Origin of the sequence: Rhizobacter sp. OV335 (assembly GCF_900142965.1) — a bacterium.
Lineage (GTDB): Bacteria > Pseudomonadota > Gammaproteobacteria > Burkholderiales > Burkholderiaceae_C > Rhizobacter.
Map to the genome: position 1 here is coordinate 242,950 of NZ_FRCQ01000005.1, position 19,473 is coordinate 262,422.

The 19,473-nt window shown below is 69.5% G+C and carries 18 protein-coding genes; 16 read left to right on the forward strand and 2 right to left on the reverse strand.

Features of this window, described 5'->3' with window-relative positions:
• Nucleotides 1-3 precede the first annotated feature (3 nt).
• The gene (locus BUE42_RS07895; protein WP_073464048.1) at nucleotides 4-768 is read right to left on the reverse strand and encodes a PP2C family protein-serine/threonine phosphatase; all 765 of its coding nucleotides are present in this window, start codon (nucleotides 766-768) and stop codon (nucleotides 4-6) included.
• Nucleotides 769-831: 63 nt separating this feature from the next.
• Here BUE42_RS07895 and BUE42_RS07900 point away from each other — a divergent pair, with 63 nt between their 5' ends.
• Together BUE42_RS07900 and BUE42_RS07905 are read left to right on the forward strand one after the other, a co-directional pair.
• On the forward strand, nucleotides 832-1,035 hold the full coding sequence (locus tag BUE42_RS07900; RefSeq protein WP_073464049.1) for a YdcH family protein: 204 nt from the start codon (nucleotides 832-834) through the stop codon (nucleotides 1,033-1,035).
• Nucleotides 1,036-1,135: 100 nt separating this feature from the next.
• Nucleotides 1,136-3,013: an ATP-dependent DNA helicase gene (locus BUE42_RS07905; RefSeq protein ID WP_083613972.1), complete on the forward strand. Its 1,878-nt coding sequence runs from the start codon at nucleotides 1,136-1,138 to the stop codon at nucleotides 3,011-3,013.
• Here the strand turns inward: BUE42_RS07905 and BUE42_RS07910 are convergent, their stop codons facing one another.
• Nucleotides 3,014-3,811, reverse strand: a complete 798-nt coding sequence (locus BUE42_RS07910) for an outer membrane protein assembly factor BamD (protein WP_073464050.1) — start codon at nucleotides 3,809-3,811, stop codon at nucleotides 3,014-3,016.
• A gap of 98 nt (nucleotides 3,812-3,909) precedes the next feature.
• On the opposite strand from BUE42_RS07910, the gene BUE42_RS07915 reads away from it, so the two are divergent.
• The 14 genes from BUE42_RS07915 (at nucleotide 3,910) to hflX (ending at nucleotide 19,453) form a co-directional block, all read left to right on the forward strand.
• Nucleotides 3,910-4,905 (forward strand): RluA family pseudouridine synthase, encoded by a 996-nt coding sequence (locus tag BUE42_RS07915; protein ID WP_369822956.1) that lies wholly within the window; start codon nucleotides 3,910-3,912, stop codon nucleotides 4,903-4,905.
• Between the two features lie 279 nt (nucleotides 4,906-5,184).
• On the forward strand, nucleotides 5,185-6,024 hold the full coding sequence (scpB, locus tag BUE42_RS07920; protein ID WP_073464051.1) for an SMC-Scp complex subunit ScpB: 840 nt from the start codon (nucleotides 5,185-5,187) through the stop codon (nucleotides 6,022-6,024).
• Nucleotides 6,011-8,323 carry a pseudouridine synthase gene (locus BUE42_RS34255; RefSeq protein ID WP_083613954.1) on the forward strand — a complete coding sequence of 771 codons (2,313 nt, stop codon included), beginning with the start codon at nucleotides 6,011-6,013 and terminating at the stop codon, nucleotides 8,321-8,323. The genes scpB and BUE42_RS34255 overlap by 14 nt, the downstream gene beginning before the upstream one ends.
• A 108-nt stretch (nucleotides 8,324-8,431) precedes the next feature.
• Nucleotides 8,432-8,857: a nucleoside-diphosphate kinase gene (gene ndk, locus BUE42_RS07930; protein WP_073464053.1), complete on the forward strand. Its 426-nt coding sequence runs from the start codon at nucleotides 8,432-8,434 to the stop codon at nucleotides 8,855-8,857.
• 43 nt (nucleotides 8,858-8,900) lie between these two features.
• Nucleotides 8,901-10,058, forward strand: coding sequence for a dual-specificity RNA methyltransferase RlmN (rlmN, locus tag BUE42_RS07935; protein ID WP_073464054.1), 1,158 nt, complete (start codon nucleotides 8,901-8,903; stop codon nucleotides 10,056-10,058).
• On the forward strand, nucleotides 10,055-10,876 hold the full coding sequence (gene pilW, locus BUE42_RS07940; protein ID WP_073464055.1) for a type IV pilus biogenesis/stability protein PilW: 822 nt from the start codon (nucleotides 10,055-10,057) through the stop codon (nucleotides 10,874-10,876). The genes rlmN and pilW overlap by 4 nt, the downstream gene beginning before the upstream one ends.
• Nucleotides 10,869-11,879, forward strand: coding sequence for a helix-turn-helix domain-containing protein (locus tag BUE42_RS07945; protein WP_083613955.1), 1,011 nt, complete (start codon nucleotides 10,869-10,871; stop codon nucleotides 11,877-11,879). Before pilW ends, BUE42_RS07945 begins: the two co-directional genes overlap by 8 nt.
• Nucleotides 11,880-11,882: 3 nt before the next feature.
• Nucleotides 11,883-13,196, forward strand: coding sequence for a flavodoxin-dependent (E)-4-hydroxy-3-methylbut-2-enyl-diphosphate synthase (ispG, locus tag BUE42_RS07950; RefSeq protein WP_083613956.1), 1,314 nt, complete (start codon nucleotides 11,883-11,885; stop codon nucleotides 13,194-13,196).
• Nucleotides 13,197-13,294: 98 nt separating this feature from the next.
• The gene (hisS, locus tag BUE42_RS07955) at nucleotides 13,295-14,617 is read left to right on the forward strand and encodes a histidine--tRNA ligase (protein WP_073464056.1); all 1,323 of its coding nucleotides are present in this window, start codon (nucleotides 13,295-13,297) and stop codon (nucleotides 14,615-14,617) included.
• 33 nt (nucleotides 14,618-14,650) lie between these two features.
• The gene (locus BUE42_RS07960) at nucleotides 14,651-15,337 is read left to right on the forward strand and encodes a YfgM family protein (RefSeq protein ID WP_073464057.1); all 687 of its coding nucleotides are present in this window, start codon (nucleotides 14,651-14,653) and stop codon (nucleotides 15,335-15,337) included.
• Nucleotides 15,334-16,452 carry an outer membrane protein assembly factor BamB gene (bamB, locus tag BUE42_RS07965; protein ID WP_143171368.1) on the forward strand — a complete coding sequence of 373 codons (1,119 nt, stop codon included), beginning with the start codon at nucleotides 15,334-15,336 and terminating at the stop codon, nucleotides 16,450-16,452. The genes BUE42_RS07960 and bamB overlap by 4 nt, the downstream gene beginning before the upstream one ends.
• A 16-nt stretch (nucleotides 16,453-16,468) precedes the next feature.
• Nucleotides 16,469-17,800, forward strand: a complete 1,332-nt coding sequence (gene der, locus BUE42_RS07970) for a ribosome biogenesis GTPase Der (protein WP_073464058.1) — start codon at nucleotides 16,469-16,471, stop codon at nucleotides 17,798-17,800.
• An 83-nt stretch (nucleotides 17,801-17,883) separates the two neighbouring features.
• Nucleotides 17,884-18,126 carry an RNA chaperone Hfq gene (gene hfq, locus BUE42_RS07975; protein WP_047502530.1) on the forward strand — a complete coding sequence of 81 codons (243 nt, stop codon included), beginning with the start codon at nucleotides 17,884-17,886 and terminating at the stop codon, nucleotides 18,124-18,126.
• A 55-nt stretch (nucleotides 18,127-18,181) separates the two neighbouring features.
• On the forward strand, nucleotides 18,182-19,453 hold the full coding sequence (hflX, locus tag BUE42_RS07980) for a GTPase HflX (RefSeq protein WP_083613957.1): 1,272 nt from the start codon (nucleotides 18,182-18,184) through the stop codon (nucleotides 19,451-19,453).
• Nucleotides 19,454-19,473: the final 20 nt, after the last annotated feature.

Below are 19,473 nucleotides of genomic sequence, written 5' to 3' on the forward strand. Positions count from 1 at the left end.
GCGTCAACCCAGCGCGTCGATCCGGACCAACGCCAGCGACAGGTTGTCGCCCGTCCCGCGCGCCCGCTGGCGCGCCTTCGTCACCAGCATCTCGCTCGCTTCGCGCGGCGGCAGCGTGTGCACGATCGCGCCGAGTTCCTTCGGGCTGAAGTAGTGCCACAGCCCGTCGCTGCAGGACAGCACCGAATCGCCGACCTGCAGCTGGTCGATGTGGTGCAGCGTCAGCGGCGGGTCCTGGTAGGTGCCGAGGCAGCCGGTCAGCAGGTTCGACTGCGGATGGGTGTTGGCCTCGTCCTCGCTGATCTGGCCTTCGTCGACCAGGCGCTGCACGAACGAATGGTCGATGGTGCGGCGGACCATGTCCGGCCCGCGGAAGTGGTAGCAGCGCGAATCACCGGCGTGGATCATGTCGCACTCGCGCGACGGGCTGATCAGGTAGGCCACCGCGGTGCTGTGCGGCTCTTCCTCGGCGGTGATCGCCGTCAGCTTGATCATCAGGTGGGCTTCGAGCACCAGCTGCTTCAGCAGCTCGGAGGGATCGTCCTGGTTGGGGCTGTAGCGCTCGAACAGCTGGCGTGCCGTGAGCACCACCTGGTCGGCGGCCTTGCGTCCACCGCTCTTGCCTCCCATGCCGTCGGCGAGCACCGCCATGGCGCACCCGGGAACCCGGTGATGCGGCAGGATCTCGACCTGGTCCTGCTGGTAGGCGCGGTCGCCGCGGTGCATGCCGGTGGCGGCATTCAGCCGATATCCTGGGGGTGTGCTCATGGGCGAAAACTATAATCGCTTTGCCCTCACGCCCACCTGCAATACTCCGCGACGTTCTCCTCGATGGACGACAACCTGCACTCGCCGCAGCGCCGCCTCATCGAGCTTCGGATGGAACACGCCGACCTCGACAGCCTGATCGACCTGGCCAGCGAGGACGCCCCGCCTGATGAACTCGTCATGCGCCGCCTGAAGAAGCGGCGCCTCGCCCTGCGCGATCAGATCGCCCGCCTGGAAGCCCAGCTTGACCCTCCCGAACCCGCCTGACATCTCCCCGCTCGAAGAGGCCGTGGCCGAGGCCTTCGCCCAGGGCGGCGCGCTGTCGCAGGCCGACGAGCGCTACGTCGAGCGCGAGGTGCAGCAGCGCATGGCGCAGCACGTGGCCCAGGCGATCGACGGGCGGCATGCGCTGGTCGCCGAGGCCGGCACCGGTGTCGGCAAGACCTTCGCCTACCTGGTGCCGACGCTGCTGTCGGGCGCGCGGGCACTGATCAGCACCGCGACCAAGAGCCTGCAGGACCAGCTGTTCCTGCGCGACCTGCCGCGCCTGCGCGATGCGCTCGGCCTGCCGCTGACGATCGCGCTGCTGAAGGGCCGTGCCAGCTACCTGTGCACGCACCGCATGAACCAGGCGCGCCAGTCGGCCCAGCTGCCCGACCGCTGGGCGGTGCGCACGCTGGCCAAGATCGAGACCTGGTCGCGTGCCACCACCAGCGGCGACCTGGCCGAGCTCGACGGGCTGGACGAGCGCTCCAGCGTGATCCCGCTCGTCACCTCCACGCGCGACAACTGCCTCGGCAGCGAGTGCCCCGACTACCGCCAGTGCCACGTGATGAAGGCCCGGCGCGACGCGATGGCCGCCGACCTGGTCGTTGTCAACCACCACCTGTTCTTCGCCGACATGGCACTGCGCGATTCCGGCGTGGCCGAGCTGCTGCCGAGCGTTGAGGTGGCGGTGTTCGACGAAGCGCACCAGCTCGCCGAGGCTGGCGTCGCGTTCCTCGGCACGACGCTCGGCACCGGGCAGGTGATCGATTTCGCGCGCGACATGCTCGGCGCCGGCCTGCAGCTGGCCCGCGGCCTCGCGCCGTGGCAGGACCTGGCGGCCGCCTGCGACAAGGCGGCGCGCGAGCTGCGCATGGCCGCGGCCGGCCCGATGCGCGAGGTGCGCGGCAGCCTGAAGCTGCGCTGGGACGAACGCGCCGAGCGCGCCGATTTCAGCACGGCGCTGCAGGGCGTGGCGCAGGCCTGCGAGGCGGCCCAGGTGGGGCTGGACACCGTCAGCGAGATCGCCCCCGATTTCTCGAAGCTGATGGAGCGGGCACAGAACTTCCGCCGCATGGCGGCCCTGTTCGAACAGCCGGCGACGCCGGGGCGGGTGCGCTGGATCGACCTGTCGCCGCACCAGGCGCGGTTGGTCGAATCGCCGCTCGACATCCGCGACGCGCTGCGCGAGCAGATGGAGGCGGCGCCGCGCGCCTGGATCTTCACGTCGGCCACGCTCGGCGACGACGAGCGGCTGTCTTGGTTCACCGAATCGGCCGGGCTCGACGACGCGCTGACGCTGCGCGTCGGCAGCCCGTTCGACTACGAGGCGCACGCGCGGCTGTACATCCCCGCCGCGTTCCCGAAACCGAACGAGCCGGGGCATCCGCCGGCGGTGGCCGCGCTGGCGGCGCGCTGCGCGCGGGCGCTCGGCGGACGCACCTTCGTGCTGACCACCACGCTGCGGGCGCTGCAGACGGTGGGCGACCGCCTGCGCGACACCTTCGAGACCGAGGGCGACAACATCCAGGTGCTGATGCAGGGCTCGATGCCGAAGCGGCAGCTGCTGCAGCAATTCCTCGCGCAGCCGCGCTCGGTGCTGGTCGGCTCGCAGAGCTTCTGGGAGGGCATCGACGTCCCCGGCGATGCGCTGCAGTGCGTGATGATCGACAAGCTGCCGTTCCCGCCGCCCAACGATCCGCTGGTCGAGGCGCGGGTCAAGCGGCTGGAGAGCGAGGGCCGCAACCCGTTCTCGGAATACTTCATCGCCGAGGCGGCGGTGTCGTTGAAGCAGGGCGCGGGGCGGCTGATCCGCAGCGAGACCGACCGCGGGCTGCTGGTGATCTGCGATCCGCGCATGGCGGGCATGAACTACGGCAAGCGGCTGCGCGATGCGTTGCCGCCGATGACGCGGGTGATGAGCGAGGGCGAGGCCCTCGAATGGCTGGAAAGCCTGCAGGCGCAGGCCTTGCCGTTCTGATCAGGGCGTGGTGGCGGGGATCGGTTCCGACGCGATGAACTCGCTGTTCGGGTAGTTCTGGCGCAGCACCCGGCCCGCGTCGTCGCGCAACTGGACCAGGCCGAGCTTGTCGTAGCTCATCACCATCAGGTGCAGCGCCTCTTCGGTCGCCGGGCTCTGCTGGAACTCCTGCACCGTCTGCTGCGCCCGGTTGGCTGCTGCCACGTAGGCGCCACGGCGGTAGTAGTAGCGGGCCACGTGCACCTCGTACGCGGCCAGCGAGTTGACGATGTAGCGCATGCGCGCCTGCGCGTCGGGCGTGTACTTCGATTGCGGGAACTGGTCGACCAGCTGCTTGAACGACTGGAACGAGTCCTTCGAGGCCTGCTGGTCGCGCTCGGACAGGTCTTGCCGCGCGATGCTGCTGAACAGGCCGAGGTTGTCGTTGAAGTTGACGACGCCCTGCAGGTACAGCGCGTAGTCGAAGGCCGGGCTGGTCGGGTGCAGCTTCAGGAAGCGCTCGAGGATCGACAGCGCGGTCGCCTTCTCGCCGGTCTTGTAATTCAGGTAGGCTCGCTCCAGCGTGGCCTGCTGCCCGAGCGGCGTGCCGGCCGCACGGCCTTCGAGGCGCTCGTAGAGCTTCAGCGCGCGCTCGTAACTGCCGGCATCGGCTTCGGACTTCGCCTCTGCATACAATTTCTCGACGGTCATCCCGGCCGTTTCGTCTTTCGGGGTCGAGCCACAGGCTGCGAGCAGGGCGGCCAGCACGGCCACCGATGCCAGGCCCGACCACCGGCCAACCAAGCGAATCACATTCATGAGCCTCGTGGCGCCACTGCCGCGGCGCTTCCTGTCGAAAGAAGAGCGGCGATTATATGGTTCACCCCCCCAGCGACCTGTCGCTCCCCCCTGAGTCCGTGCCGGGCATCGATCCCGGCGAGCCCGGCGACGAGGCGCTCGAGGCCGGCGTTGCCGATGCGCCCGAGCGCCGCGTCGCGCTGATCGACCGCAGCCTGCACGGCGTGCGGCTCGACAAGGCGCTGGTCGCGATGGCCGGCGAGTTCTCGCGCAACCACCTGCAGACGCTGATCGAAGGCGGCCATGTGTGGGTCGACGACCGCCCGATGACGCAGGCCTCGCGCAAGGTGTCGGCCGGCCAGCAGCTGGTGGTCGAACTGGTGCCGACGCCCGAGAGCCGCGCGTTCCGCCCGGAGGCGATGGTGCTGCCGATCGTGTTCGAGGACGAGTCGCTGATCATCGTCGACAAGCCGGCCGGCATGGTGGTGCACCCGGCGGCCGGCAACTGGTCGGGCACGCTGCTCAACGGGCTGCTGGCGCACCACCCGGCCTCGGCGACGCTGCCGCGCGCCGGCATCGTGCACCGGCTCGACAAGGACACCTCCGGGCTGCTGGTGGTCGGCAAGACGCTGCAGTCGGTGACGGCGCTGGTGCGGGCCATTGCCGCGCGCGAGGTGCAGCGCGAGTACCAGGCGCTGGTGCACGGGCGGGTGCCGTCGCAGCCGTTCCGCATCGATGCCCCGCTCGCGCGCGACCCGCAATCGCGCGTCAAGATGGCCGTGGTGGGCAGTGGCAAGCCGGCGCAGACCGATGTCAGCCGGGTCGCGCTCGCCGAGTTCGACGAGGGCGCGGTGAGCGCGGTGCGCTGCAAGCTGCACACCGGGCGCACCCACCAGATCCGCGTGCACATGGCCACGCGCGGCCACGCGCTGCTGTCGGACGCGCTGTACGGCGGGCGCCCGGGCCTCGGCCTGACGCGGCAGGCGCTGCACGCCGCGCGGCTCGGTTTCGCGCACCCGGCGGGCGGCCAGCCGATGCTGTTCGAGGCCGCGCCGCCGGCTGACCTGGCGCGCGCCTGGCAGCAGGTGATCGAGGCCTCGGCGAAAACGCCATAGAAAGCCCCGTGACACGCTGGCCCGAGGGCCTATACAATGGCGCACAATCGCTCCCACCCCAGGAAGCGATCGTGCCCGATGCGCCAACACGAGTGGCGCGCAGCACGGTTCCCAGCGTCATGCCGTCAAAAGACGCTCCGAGCCAGACGCTCCAGCACTCGACAGCCTTCGTCAACGACATATCGGTGCGTTCACCGATTCGCCCGAAGGCTGATGCGAACGGAGCCAGCCCCCTGAATGCCTGCCGGCAGAGCCGGCCTAGGATGTGAACGAACGTCAATGAACACACAGGATGCAAAGCGCGTCCTTGAGACCGCGCTCATCTGCGCCCAGCAGCCGATGCCCTTGCGGGACATGCGTGCGCTGTTTGCCGACGAACTCGGCCCCGACACCCTGCGTGCGCTGCTCGACGAGCTGATGCGCGACTGGGACGAGCGCGGGGTCGAGCTGGTGGCGCTGGCGCACGGCTGGCGCTTCCAGAGCCGGCCCGAGATGCGCGAGTACCTCGACCGCCTGAACCCCGAGAAGCCGCCGAAGTATTCGCGCGCCGTGATGGAGACGCTCGCGATCATCGCGTACCGCCAGCCGGTCACGCGCGGCGACATCGAGGACATCCGCGGCGTCACCGTCAGCAGCCAGATCGTCAAGCAGCTCGAGGACCGCGGCTGGATCGACGCGATCGGCTACCGCGAAGCCCCCGGCCGGCCGGCGCTGTACGCGACGACCCGGCAGTTCCTCGACGACCTCGGGCTCGCCAGCCTGGAGCAGTTGCCGATGCTGGAAAGCTCGGCGCTGAATCCCGGTGCGATGGCCGAGGCGCTGGCCGGCCAGCCGTCGCTGCTGGAGCCGGAGCAGGGCGCGCTGGCGCTCGACGGCGAGCTGGAGATCGAGGTGTCGTTGCCGGTCGAAGCGGTCGTTGAAACGGTCGCCGAAGTGCCTGCCGAACCTGTCGCCGAAACCGCTGCCGAAATCTCCGCTGAATCCCCTGCCGAAATCTCTGCTGAACCCCTTGCCGAACCCGGCGCCGACCCCGTCGCCGATTCCCCCGCCCCTTTGCTTTCCCATTCCGAGCCAGCGGCCGATGCCGCCTCCGAGGACACACCGCATGAACCAAGCTGACGACTCTTCGACGACCCTGCCTCCGGACGCCCCTGGCGACGAGGCTTCGGCCGCGAAGCCCAAGCGTCGACGCGCCCCCAAGGCCACGGCCGCCGACGCCACTGAGGCGGCGGTCGAAGCCGGAGCGGCTGATGTTCCCGCGGGTGATGCGGCCGAACCTGCGGCCAAGCCGGCTCGCAAGCGCAAGCCGGCGGTGAAGGCCGAGGCCGAAGCGGATGTCGGCGAGAGTTCTGCCGTTGCTGCTGCAGCCCCGCCGGTCGAGCAGATGATCCAGGTCGAGACGAAGCGGCCGCGCAAGCCCGTCGAGGCGGCGGCTGCCGTCTCCGATGCAGCGCCGGCCGCCGCGACGGCGTCCGCGGAGTCGTCCCCGGCTGCGGCCGCCGCCGACGCGCCGGTCTTCACGGTGGTCAAGGAGCCTGGTGCCGAGCTTCCGCCGGATTGGGATCCGCCCGGCCTGGAACGCGAGGTCGACGAGAACGGCCAGCCGACCCGTGCGTCGCGCAACCGCCGCCGCGGCGGGCGCAAGGATCGCCGCCGTGAAGATGCCGTGCTCGGCGTTGCCGACGCGCACCTGTCCGCACCGGCGATGCCCGACGCGGGCGACCTGTTCGCGATCGTGGTGTCGGGCGATTTCGATGCCGAGGTTCCCGAGCCCGAGGGCCTGCCGACGCAAGAGCCGGCGGCGCAGTCGCTGGAGTCGGACGGCGCTGACGAGGGCGATGACGCCGACGAAGGCGACGACGGCGAGGATGAGGCCACTGAGCCGGCCACCGAGTTCACCCCCGAGGAAGCCGCCGAGCGCAAGCGCGTGCTGCAGGCCGATCCCGATGCGCCGAAGCTGCACAAGGTGCTGGCCCAGGCCGGCGTCGGCTCGCGCCGCGACATGGAAGACATGATCGCCGACGGCCGCGTCACCGTGAACGACCAGCCGGCCCACACCGGCCAGCGCATCTCGTTCGGCGACCGCATCAAGGTCGACGGCAAGCCGGTGCGCGTGCGCATCGTGCCGCCGGCGCCGCGCATCATCGCGTACCACAAGCCGGTCGGCGAGGTCGTCACGCACGACGATCCGCAGCACCGTCCGACCGTGTTCCGCCGCCTGCCGCGCCTGCAGCAGGGCAAGTGGCAATCGGTCGGCCGCCTCGACCTGAACACCGAAGGCCTGCTGCTGTTCACCAACTCCGGCGAACTGGCCAACCAGCTGATGCACCCGCGCTTCGGCGTCGAGCGCGAATACGCGGTGCGCGTGCTCGGCACGCTGGAAGAGGGCGACAAGGCCAAGCTGCTGGCCGGCGTGATGGTCGAGGGCCAGATCGCGGGCTTCAAGTCGATTGTCGACGGCGGCGGCGAGGGTGCGAACCACTGGTACCGCGTCGTCATCACCGAAGGCCGCAACCGCGAGGTGCGCAAGCTGTTCGACACGGTCGGTCTCACCGTCAGCCGCCTGATCCGCATCCGCTACGGCACCGTGGTGCTGCCGCGCGGGCTCAAGCGCGGCGTCTGGGTCGACCTCGACGAAGGCGACGTGCGCACGATCCGGCGCCTGGCCGGCGGCGGCGAGGGCCAGCAGCGGCGCGACGGCAATCCGTCGCAGCCGCGCCAGGAAGGCCGCGGCGAGAACCGTGGAGAGAACCGCGGCGACACCAACCGCGGCGCCAACGAAGGCCGCGGCAACGAGAACCGTGGCGGCGACAACCGCGGCAACGACCGCGGCCGTGGCAACAACAACGCCGGCGGCCAGAACAGGCCGCGCAACGACCGCGACCCGCAGCAGCGCCCGAACGATCGCCAGGACCGGGGGCCGCGCGGCAACAACCGCAACGTCCCGGGCCAGAACCAGCCGCAACAGGTTCCGGCACAGGCGCAGGTGCGCGAGCGCCAGCCCGATGACTTCGACCGCGACGACGAAGGCCTGGATTTCGACCCGTCCAAGATCCCGAATCCGCTCGAGCAGACCTTCGACAAGCGCTTCGTGCAGAAGCCGCGCACGCCCGCAGGCGGCGCCGGTTTCGGCCGCGGCGGTGGCGGTTTCGGCCCGGGTGGCAGCGCGCCGCCGCGGCCGGCCGCACCGAAGAAGGGTGGCGGCCCGCGTGAGCCGGATCCGCTGCAAACCTCGATGGGCTACCTCGGCGCCGATGCCTTCCACCGCCGTGGCGGCAAGGGCGGTGGTGGCGGTGGCGGCCGAGGCGGCAGCAACCGGGGCGGTGGTGGCGGAGGCGGTGGATTCGGCGGCGGTGGTGGTGGCGGTGGGGGTTATGGCGGCGGCGGTGGCGGCGGTGGCCGTCGCGGCGGACGCTGAGTCCACGGCGCGACAAGACCGCTTCACGCACTCGGCGGCAACCGCCGCCGGTGCTTCAAGCGATACAATCCGAAGCTTTGCCAAGTGCTTGATTCAGGAGAAAAAATCATGGCGATCGAACGTACTCTTTCCATCATCAAACCCGACGCCGTCGCGAAGAATGTGATCGGCCAGATCTATGCCCGCTTCGAAGGCGCAGGCCTGAAGGTCGTGGCTGCACGCATGGCCCACCTGTCGCGCGGCGAAGCCGAAGCGTTCTACGCGGTGCACAAGGCCCGTCCGTTCTTCAAGGACCTGGTCGACTTCATGATCTCCGGCCCGGTGATGATCCAGGCGCTGGAAGGCGAAGGCGCCATCGGCAAGAACCGCGACCTGATGGGCGCCACCGATCCGAAGAAGGCCGAGAAGGGCACGATCCGCGCCGACTTCGCCGACAGCATCGATGCCAACGCCGTGCACGGCTCGGACGCCCCGGAAACGGCCGCTGTCGAGATCGCGTTCTTCTTCCCCGGCATGAACGTCTACTCGCGCTGAGCGAGAAGCCGAGCGAGCGACGTCTGTGGCGATGGAGGCTGGCATGAGTCTCACCAACCTCCTCGAATTCGACCTCGACGGGCTCGCTGCCTACTGCGAGCGGCTCGGCGAGAAGCGCTTTCGTGCGACCCAGCTGTTCCGCTGGATCCATCAGAAGGGCGCGTCGGACTTCAATGCGATGTCCGACCTCGCCAAGTCGCTGCGCGACAAGCTGGCGGGCGTCGCCTGCGTGACGCCGCTGGCGGTCGTCAGCGAGCAGGCGTCGACCGACGGCACCATCAAGTGGCTGTTCGACGTCGGCGGCGGCAATGCCGTCGAGACGGTGTTCATCCCCGAAGACGACCGCGGCACGCTGTGCATCTCGTCGCAGGCGGGCTGCGCGGTCGGCTGCCGTTTCTGCTCCACCGGCCACCAGGGCTTCAGCCGCAACCTCACCACCGGCGAGATCGTCGCCCAGCTGTGGTTCGCCGAACACCACCTGCGCCGCCGCCTGAACCTGGCCGCCGGTGATCGCGCCATCACCAACGTCGTGATGATGGGCATGGGCGAGCCGCTGCAGAACTATTCGGCGCTGGTGCCCGCGCTGCGCGTGATGCTCGACGACCACGGCTACGGCCTGTCGCGCCGCCGCGTCACGGTGTCGACCTCGGGTGTCGTGCCGATGATCGACCGCCTGCGCGACGATTGCCCGGTGGCGCTGGCGGTGTCGCTGCATGCGCCCGACGACGCGCTGCGCGACGACCTCGTGCCGCTGAACCGCAAATACCCGATCGCCGAGCTGCTCGAGGCCTGCAACCGCTACCTCGACAAGGCGCCGCGCGACTTCATCACCTTCGAGTACTGCATGCTCGACGGGGTCAACGACACGCCGGAGCACGCACATGCGCTGGTGCGCATCAGCCAGGCGGTGTCGTGCAAGTTCAACCTGATTCCGTTCAATCCGTTCCCGCAATCCGGCCTGAAGCGTTCGCCGCGCGAGCGCGTGACCGCCTTCGCGCACGTGCTGCAAGAGGCTGGTGTCGTGACGACGGTGCGCAAGACGCGCGGCGACGACATCGACGCCGCCTGCGGCCAGCTCGCCGGCGAGGTGCAGGACCGCACCCAGGCCCACAAGCGCATGACCCGTGCACCGATCCGCGTGCACCGGCCTGCCTCCGAATCTGCAGACATCACATCACGCTCGAAGGAGGGCCGTTCATGACCTGGGGACGTCGTTGCTTGTCGACCACGCTGGCCGTTGCGGCCCTTTCCGCGTTGATCGGAGGCTGTACCACCACCACCACCGTGAACGGTGTCGAGCAGGCGCCGACCCGAGACCGGGTGACGTCGTCCGATGAGACCGAGGCCGGCAAGCGCGCCCGTGTGCGCATGGAGCTCGCGAGTGCCTATTTCGCGCGCGGCCAGCTGACCACGGCGCTCGACGAAGTGAAGATGGCGCTGCAGGCGCAGCCCGACCTGGTCGAGGGTTACAACCTGCGCGGCCTGATCTATGCCGGGCTGAACGACGACGTGCTGGCGCAGGAGAGCTTTCGCCGCGCGCTGCAACTGAGCCCGCGCGACGGCGACACGCTGCACAACTACGGCTGGTACCTGTGCCAGCAGAAGCGCTTCGACGAGGCCTTCCCGCTGTTCGAACAGGCGATGACGGCACCGCAGTACACCGGCAACACCCGTTCGATGCTGGCCAAGGGCGTGTGCCAGGCGCGCGCCGGCCAGTGGCCCGAGGCCGAGGCGACGCTGCTGCGCGCCTACGAGCTCGATCCGGCCAACGCCGCGACCGGCGTCAACCTGGCCGAGGTGCTGCTGCGCCGCGGCGACTTCGAGCGCGCACGTTTCTACATCCGCCGCGTCAACGCGGTGGCCGATCAATCGAGCGCGCAGACGCTGTGGCTGGCCGCGCGCGTCGAGAACAAGCTCGGCAACCGGCAAGGCGTGGTCGACCTGGGGCGCCAGTTGCGCGACCGCTATCCGCAATCGCGCGAATCGTCGGCGTTCGAACGGGGGCAGTTCGATGAGTGATCCGGTGCCGGTTGAACCCGACTCCGAAGGCGACGCGTCCGCTGACGCCGCGCCGGCGGCGGAACCCGCATCGGCGCCGGCCCCGGTCGCCGAAACGGTGACCGCCGGCATGCTGCTGCGCCAGGCCCGCCAGGCGCGCGGCCTGCACATTGCCGCGCTGGCCACCTCGATCAAGGTCGCGCCGCGCAAGCTCGAGATGCTCGAGGCCGACCGCTTCGACGAACTGCCCGATGCCACGTTCACGCGCGCGCTGGCGCAGACCGTCTGCCGCACGCTGAAGATCGATGCGGCGCCGGTGCTCGCGCTGCTGCCGCAGCCGCAGGCGCACCGGCTGGACCACCTGAGCCAGGGCCTGAACGCGCCGTTCCGCGACAAGCCGCTGGGCGGCGTGCCGACCGACCTGAGCTTCCTGAGGAACCCGGGCGTGATCGGCGCGGTGCTGCTGGCCCTGGCGGCCGCGGCGGTCTATCTGCTGCCCAGCGGCTGGATCGCGTCCAACCTGCCGCGCGTCGCCGAGGCGGTGTCTGCACCGGCGCCCGCCCCAGCCGATGCCGCTGCGTCGGACCCGCTGATGCCGCCCGTGCTGCCGCCCAACACGGTGGTCGAGACCGTCACGCTGCCGGCCGCTTCGGCGCCTGCTGCAGCGCCCTCGATGTCGACGACCTCGCCGGTGACGACCGCGCCTTCATCTCCGACGTCATCTACCGCGCCGGTGGCGCCGGCGCTGCCTGCCGCCGGCATCGCCAGCGCCGCCGCACCACGGGGTACGTCCGGTGCGCTGCTGCTGAAGGCCAGCGCCGAGTCCTGGATCGAGGTGATCGACGGCCGCGGCACCGTGCTGGTGTCGCGCTCGCTGCAGCCCGGGGAATCCTTGGGGCTGGACGGGGCTTCTCCGCTTCACGTCAGAATCGGGAACGTCTCGGCCACCACCGTCACTTACCGGGGCCGGGCCGTTTCCATGACGCCCACGCGTGACAACATCGCCAAGTTCGATCTCGAATAAGCCATGACCGCCATCTCATCTCCGTCGGCCTCCCTGCTGGACGACGAGTTCATCGAACCGGCCCGCCCGCTGCAGCGCTCGACCGTCCAGGCGAAGGTGCGCTGGGGCGATCGCATCGTGACGATCGGTGGCGGCGCGCCGGTGCGCGTGCAGTCGATGACCAACACCGACACGGTGCAGGTGATCGAGACCGCGATCCAGGTGAAGGAGCTGGCGGTGGCCGGCTCCGAGATGGTCCGCATCACCGTCAACACGCCCGAGGCGGCGGCGGCCGTGCCGCACATCCGCGACCAGCTCGACCGCATGGGCATCGACGTGCCGCTGATCGGCGACTTCCACTACAACGGCCACAAGCTGCTCACCGAGCACCCGGCCTGCGCCGAGGCGCTGTCGAAGTACCGCATCAACCCCGGCAACGTCGGCAAGGGCGACAAGCGCGACAAGCAGTTCGCCCAGATGATCGAAGCCGCCGCGCGCTATGACAAGGTGGTGCGCATCGGCGTCAACTGGGGCAGCCTCGACCAGGAACTGCTCGCACAGATGATGGACGAGAACGGCCGCCGCGCCGAGCCGTTCGAGCCACAGCAGATCATGTACCGCGCGATCATCACGTCGGCCATCGAGTCCGCGAAGCGCGCCGAAGAGATCGGCCTGCGGCGCGAGCAGATCGTGCTGTCGTGCAAGATGTCCGGCGTGCAGGACCTGGTCAGCGTCTACCAGGCGCTCGCGAAGCGCTGCGACTACCCGCTGCACCTGGGGCTCACCGAGGCCGGCATGGGCACCAAGGGCACGGTCGCCTCCACCGCGGCGCTCTCGCTGCTGCTGCAACAGGGCATCGGCGACACGATCCGCGTCTCGCTGACGCCGCAGCCCGGCGAGGCCCGCACGCAAGAGGTCGTGATCGCGCTCGAGATCCTGCAGTCGCTCGGCCTGCGCGCGTTCAACCCGAGCGTCACCGCCTGCCCCGGATGCGGCCGCACGACCAGCACCACCTTCCAGGAGCTGGCCAAGCAGATCGACGACTACCTGCGCGAGCAGATGCCGGTGTGGCGCGCCCGCTACCCGGGCGTCGAGAAGATGAAGGTCGCGGTGATGGGCTGCATCGTCAACGGCCCGGGCGAGAGCAAGCATGCCGACATCGGCATCAGCCTGCCGGGCAACGGCGAGGCGCCGGCCGCGCCGGTCTTCATCGACGGCGAGAAGGCGCTGACGCTGCGCGGCGAACGCATCGCGCAGGAGTTCCAGACGCTGGTCGAGGACTACATCGAGAAGCGCTTCGGCTCGGCCACCGCCCAGCATTCGACCGCGACGGCCTGACGCGCGCCTCGCCGCGTCCTCGCCGCCGCACCCGCGTTGCCGCGGCCGCCTCCGGGGCGGCTCCATCGTCCATTGATCCACGTTGATCCAAGGTCTCCATGGCTGACACCAAGCAAGCCGCCCTCCAGGCCGTGAAGGGCATGAACGACATCCTGCCGGCCAGCGTGCCGCGCACCGAGAAGCTGCCCGACGCCGGGCTGTGGCTGTGGTTCGAGACCACGGTGCGCTCGGTGCTCGCGCGCCACGGCTACCAGTACCTGCTGACGCCGATCGTCGAGCCGACCGCGCTGTTCGTGCGCGGCCTCGGCGAGGTGACCGACATCGTCGAGAAGGAGATGTACTCGTTCACCGATGCGATGAACGGCGACCGCCTGACGCTGCGCCCGGAAGCCACCGCCGGCATCGTGCGCGCGATGGTCGAGCACAACGCGCTGTACAACGGCCCGCTGCGCATCTGGACGCTCGGCCCGATGTTCCGCCACGAGAAGCCGCAGAAGGGCCGCTATCGGCAGTTTTATCAGCTGGACGTCGAGGCGCTCGGTTTCGCAGGCCCCGATGTCGATGCCGAGCTGATCCTGATGACGCGCCTGCTGTGGCGCGAACTCGGCCTGGTCGAGGGCTCGCACGTGCGGCTCGAGCTGAACAGCCTCGGCCAGCCCGACGAGCGGCGCGCGCACCGCGAGGCGCTGGTCGCGTACTTCGAGCAGCATGCCGCCGCGCTCGACGAGGATTCGAAGCGCCGCCTGCACAGCAACCCGCTGCGCATCCTCGACAGCAAGAACCCGGCGCTGCAGGCGCTGATCGAGGCGGCCCCGAAGCTGATGGATTTCCTCGGCGAGGCCTCGCTCGCGCACTTCAACGCCGTGCGCGCGATCCTCGACGCGGCCGGGCTGCCGTACCGGGTCAACCCGCGCCTGGTGCGTGGCATGGACTACTACAACCTCACGGTCTTCGAGTGGGTCACCGACCACCTCGGTTCGCAGGGCACGGTGTGCGGCGGCGGCCGCTACGACGGGCTGATCGAGCAGCTCGGCGGCAAGCCGGCGCCGGCGGTGGGTTTCGGCCTGGGCATCGAGCGGCTGCTGCTGCTGATCCAGGAGCTGAAGCTGCCGGTGCCGTCGGCGGCGCCGCGCGCCTATGCGGTGCTGATGTCGCCCGCGGTGCTGCCGCAGGCCATGAGCACGTTGCACGCCCTGCGCGCGGCCGGCGTCTCGGTGCAGATGCATGCCGGCGGCGGCGGCATGAAGGCGCAGTTCAAGAAGGCCGACCAGAGCGGCGCCGCCTGGGCGCTGATCTTCGGCGAATCGGAGCTGGCGGCCGGCGAGGTGGCGTTGAAATCATTGCGTGACCCGGCTGTCACACAACGCAACTTGCCGCTCTCCGGCGTGTCCGATTGGGCCGCTGAACTGCTCAACGCATAATCCCGGCTTCGTCCGAAATTTCCAACGATCCCCATGGCCACCCACCTCGACCTCGAAGAACAAGAACAGATCGACCAGCTGAAGGCGTTCTGGAGCCAGTACGGCAACCTGATCACCTGGGTGCTGATCCTGGCGCTGGGCGGCTTCGCTGCCTGGAACGGCTGGACCTACTGGCAGCGCGAGCAGTCGGCCAAGGCCGGCATGCTGTTCGACGAGCTCGACAAGGCCGTGAGCGCCGGCAACACCGACCAGGCTGGCCGCATCTTCGGCGAGATGAAGGAGCGCTTCCCGCGCACCGCCTTCGCGCAACAGGCCGCGCTGCTGACCGCCAAGCTGCAGTTCGACAAGGGCCAGGCCGACGCCGCCCGCGCCAGCCTGACCTGGGCCAGCGAGAACGCGAGCGAAGCCGAGTACCAGACCATCGCCCGCCTGCGCCTGGCCGGCCTGCTGCTCGACCAGAAGAAGTACGACGAAGCGCTGAAGGCGCTGGATGCCGCCACCACGCCCGGCTTCGAGGGCTTGGTGGCCGACCGCCGCGGCGACGTGCTGCTGGCGCAGGGCAAGGCCGAAGAAGCCAAGGCCGCCTACAACCAGGCCTGGAAGGCCTTCGACAGCACGATCGACTACCGCCAGCTGGTCGAAGCCAAGCTGACGGCGCTGGGCGCCGCGCCGGCGGCCAGCGCCGCCGCGGGTGCCACTGTCAAGAAGGCCGGCCAATGAAGGGACTGACCCGCCTCGCGCTCGGCATGGCGGTCGCGGCGCTGGCCGCGTGCGCCAGCAAATCGACCCGCCCGGACCCGACGCTGCTCGAGGAGCTGACGCCGTCGATCGCCGGCCGGCAGGTCTGGACCCAATCGATCGGCACGCTGAAGTTCCCGATGGCGGTCGTTGCGGCTGGCGGCAATTTCATCGCGGCCAGCGATGACGGCAGCCTCTACGCGTACCGCGCCGACAACGGCCAGGAAGTCTGGCGCGGGTCGGCCGACGGCCGGCTCAGCGCCGGCGTCGGCAGCGACGGCCGGTTCGCGAGCGTCGTCACCCGCGACAACCAGCTGGTCACGCTGGATGCCGGCAAGGAAATCTGGCGCAAGCAGCTGCCGGCGCGCGTCAGCAGCGCGCCGCTGGTGGCCGGCGAGCGGGTCTTCGTGATGAGCGTCGACCGCGTCGTGCAGGCCTTCGACGTGCTCGACGGCCGCAAGCTCTGGACCTTCCAGCGCCCGGGCGATGCGCTGACGCTGTCGCAGCCGGGCGTCGTGATGGCGTTCAAGGACACCTTGCTGGTCGGGCAGGGCGCCAAGCTTGCCGGGCTCGACCCGCTGCGCGGCACCGTGCGCTGGGAGGTGTCGCTCGCCTCGCCGCGCGGCACCAACGAGATCGAACGGCTGGCCGACCTGGTCGCCCCGGCCGCACGCATCGGCGACAACGTCTGCGCGCGGGCCTTCCAGGCCGCGGTGGCCTGCGTCAACGCCGACCGCGGCAGCCTCGCCTGGACGCGCAACATCGGCGGCCTGCAAGGGGTCGCGGCCGATGACGACGTGACCGTCGCCGCCGATGCCAGCGACCGCGTCACCGCCTGGCGCACCGCCAGCGGCGAGGTGGCCTGGAGCGTCGAGAAGCTGCTGTACCGCGGCCTGTCGTCGCCGATCATCGTCAACAAGATGGCCGTGTTCGGCGATGTCGAGGGCTATGTGCACTGGCTCTCGACCGCCGACGGCACGTTCAAGCTGCGCCTGCCGACCGATGGCAGTCCGGTGGTCGGCAAGCCGGTGCTGAGTGGCACCACGCTGCTGGTGACCACGCGCAACGGCGGGCTCTACGCCTTCCGCCCCGAGTGAGACTGAGAGCCTTCCCATGAAACCTGTGATCGCGGTTGTCGGCCGCCCCAACGTGGGGAAGTCGACCCTGTTCAACAGGATGACCAAGAGCCGCGACGCCATCGTCGCGGACTTTGCCGGCCTCACGCGCGACCGCCACTATGGCGACGGCCGCCTGGGCGACCGCGAGTTCATCGTCGTCGACACCGGCGGCTTCGAACCCGACAGCACCACCGGCATCGTCAAGGAGATGGCCAAACAGACGCGCCAGGCCGTCGCCGAGGCCGATGCGGTGATCTTCGTCGTCGACGTGCGCGCCGGCGTGTCGGCGCACGACCACGACATCGCCCGCTACCTGCGCTCGGTGGGCAAGAAGGTGCTGCTGGCCGTCAACAAGGCCGAGGGCATGGTCGATTCGCCGCTGCTGGGCGAGTTCTACGAGCTCGGCATGGGCGAGCCGCACCCGATCTCGTCGGCGCACGGCCAGGGCATCCGCAGCCTGACCGAGGCCGCGCTCGAGGACTTCGTGTTCGACGAAGAGCCCGAGGAGCCGGAAGAGGGCGCGCCGATCCGCCTGGCCGTCGCCGGCCGGCCCAATGTCGGCAAGTCGACGCTGATCAACACCTGGCTCGGCGAAGAGCGCCTGGTGGCCTTCGACCAGCCGGGCACCACGCGCGACGCGATCACCGTGCCGTTCGAGCGCCATGGCCAGAAGTTCGAGCTGATCGACACCGCCGGGCTGCGCCGCAAGGGCAAGGTGTTCGAGGCGATCGAGAAGTTCTCGGTCGTCAAGACGCTGCAGGCCATCGCCGACGCGAACGTCGTGCTGCTGCTGCTCGACGCGACCCAGGGCGTGACCGACCAGGATGCGCACATCGCCGGCTACATCCTCGAGAGCGGCCGCGCGGTGGTGGTGGCGGTCAACAAGTGGGATGCGGTCGACGACTACCAGAAGCAGACGCTCGAGCGCTCGATCGACCAGCGCCTCGCGTTCCTGAAGTTCGCGCCGGTGCTGCTGATCTCGGCGATCAAGCGCCAGGGGCTCGGCCCGGTGTGGAAGGGCATCGCCGATGCGCACGCGTCGGCGACCCGCAAGATGACGACGCCGGTGCTGACCCGTTTGCTGCACGAGGCGGTCGAGTTCCAGACGCCCAAGCGCGCCGGCGCGTTCCGCCCGAAGCTGCGCTACGCCCACCAGGGCGGCATGAACCCGCCGTTGATCGTGATCCACGGCAATTCGCTCGAGCACGTGACCGACGTCTACAAGCGTTTCCTTGAAGGGCGCTTCCGGGCGCATTTCAAGCTGGTCGGCACGCCGCTGCGCATCGAGATGCGCTCGTCGAGCAATCCGTTCGCGGACAAAGATTGAGTCATTTGGCGGCCTGCGCTGCGATGCAGCACGGCGCTGTGTTAACGTGACGACCTCCATCACTTTCCATCACGGAGCATATCGTGAGCAATAAAGGGCAGCTTCTACAAGACCCGTTTCTGAACCTGCTTCGCAAAGAGCATGTTCCGGTGTCGATCTACTTGGTGAACGGCATCAAACTGCAGGGCCACATCGAATCCTTCGATCAATACGTCGTCCTGCTGCGCAACACCGTGACGCAAATGGTCTACAAGCACGCGATCTCGACCGTCGTGCCCGGCCGCGCGGTGAATTTCCACGCCGCCGAGGCGCCGGAGCAGACCTGAGACCGCTGAGGCCGCTCGGGTGGGTGCGCCACCAACTTCCGAGGCGGTGCTCCGCATGACGGCCGCCGGCTCCCACGCCACGACGCAGCCGGGGTTGCCGCGGGCGATCCTGGTTGGCGTCGATTTCGGCGGTGGTTCGCACGGTGCTTCGCATTTCGATGCCACCCTCGATGAACTGGCGCTGCTGGCCGAGTCGGCCGGTGACCTGCCGGTCGCCCGTGTCATCGCGCGGCGCAAGTCGCCCGACCCGGCGCTGTTCGTCGGCTCGGGCAAGGCCGACGAGATCAAGGCCCTGGTGCTCGGCCACCAGGCCGAAGCCGTGCTGTTCGACCAGGCCTTGTCGCCGGCGCAGCAGCGCAACCTGGAGCGTCACCTGGGCGTGGCGGTCGCCGACCGCACGATGCTGATCCTCGAGATCTTCGCCGCCCGCGCGCAGAGCCACGAGGGCAAGCTGCAGGTCGAACTCGCACGGCTGCAATACCTGTCGACCCGCCTGGTGCGCCGCTGGAGCCACCTGGAGCGCCAGCGCGGCGGCATCGGCAACCGTGGCGGCCCGGGCGAGGCGCAGATCGAACTCGACCGCCGCATGATCGGCGAGCGCATCAAATCCGTGAAGGAACGGCTGGTGCGCGTGAAGAAGCAGCGCAACACGCAGCGCCGCTCGCGCGAGCGCAGCGGCACCTTCCGCGTCTCGCTGGTGGGCTACACCAACGCCGGCAAGTCGACGCTGTTCAATGCGCTGGTCAAGGCCAAGAGCTATTCGGCCGACCAGCTGTTCGCGACGCTCGACACCACCACGCGCCAGCTCTACCTCGAAGACATCAGCCGCTCGGCTGCGCTCTCCGACACCGTCGGTTTCATCCGCGACCTGCCGCACAAGCTGGTCGAGGCCTTCGAGGCGACGCTGCAGGAAGCCGCCGATGCCGACCTGCTGCTGCACGTGATCGATGCCGCGAGCCCGGTGCTGGCCGAGCAGATGGCCGAGGTGCAACGCGTGCTGGGCGACATCGGCGCGGCCGACATCCAGCAGGTGCTGGTCTACAACAAGCTCGACAAGCTCGAATTCGCGCAGCATCCGCGCAACCACACCGATGTGCTGGAACTTGAAGGTGGCGTGCGTGTCCCACGCGTCTTCGTCAGCGCGCTCGATGGCCGCGGCCTGCCAGAACTGCGCCGCATCCTGTCGGCCGCGGTGTCCGGCACGTTGCAGGCCGACTTGAACGCCATGCATTCATCCTCAACTTCGCTGCTGGCAAGCCCCCAGCTTCCGGTCGACCTGACGCTCCATGATGCCGACCAGCCCGAGTTGCCCGACGCCGCCGCGTGAGCCCGAATCCTCTGCACACC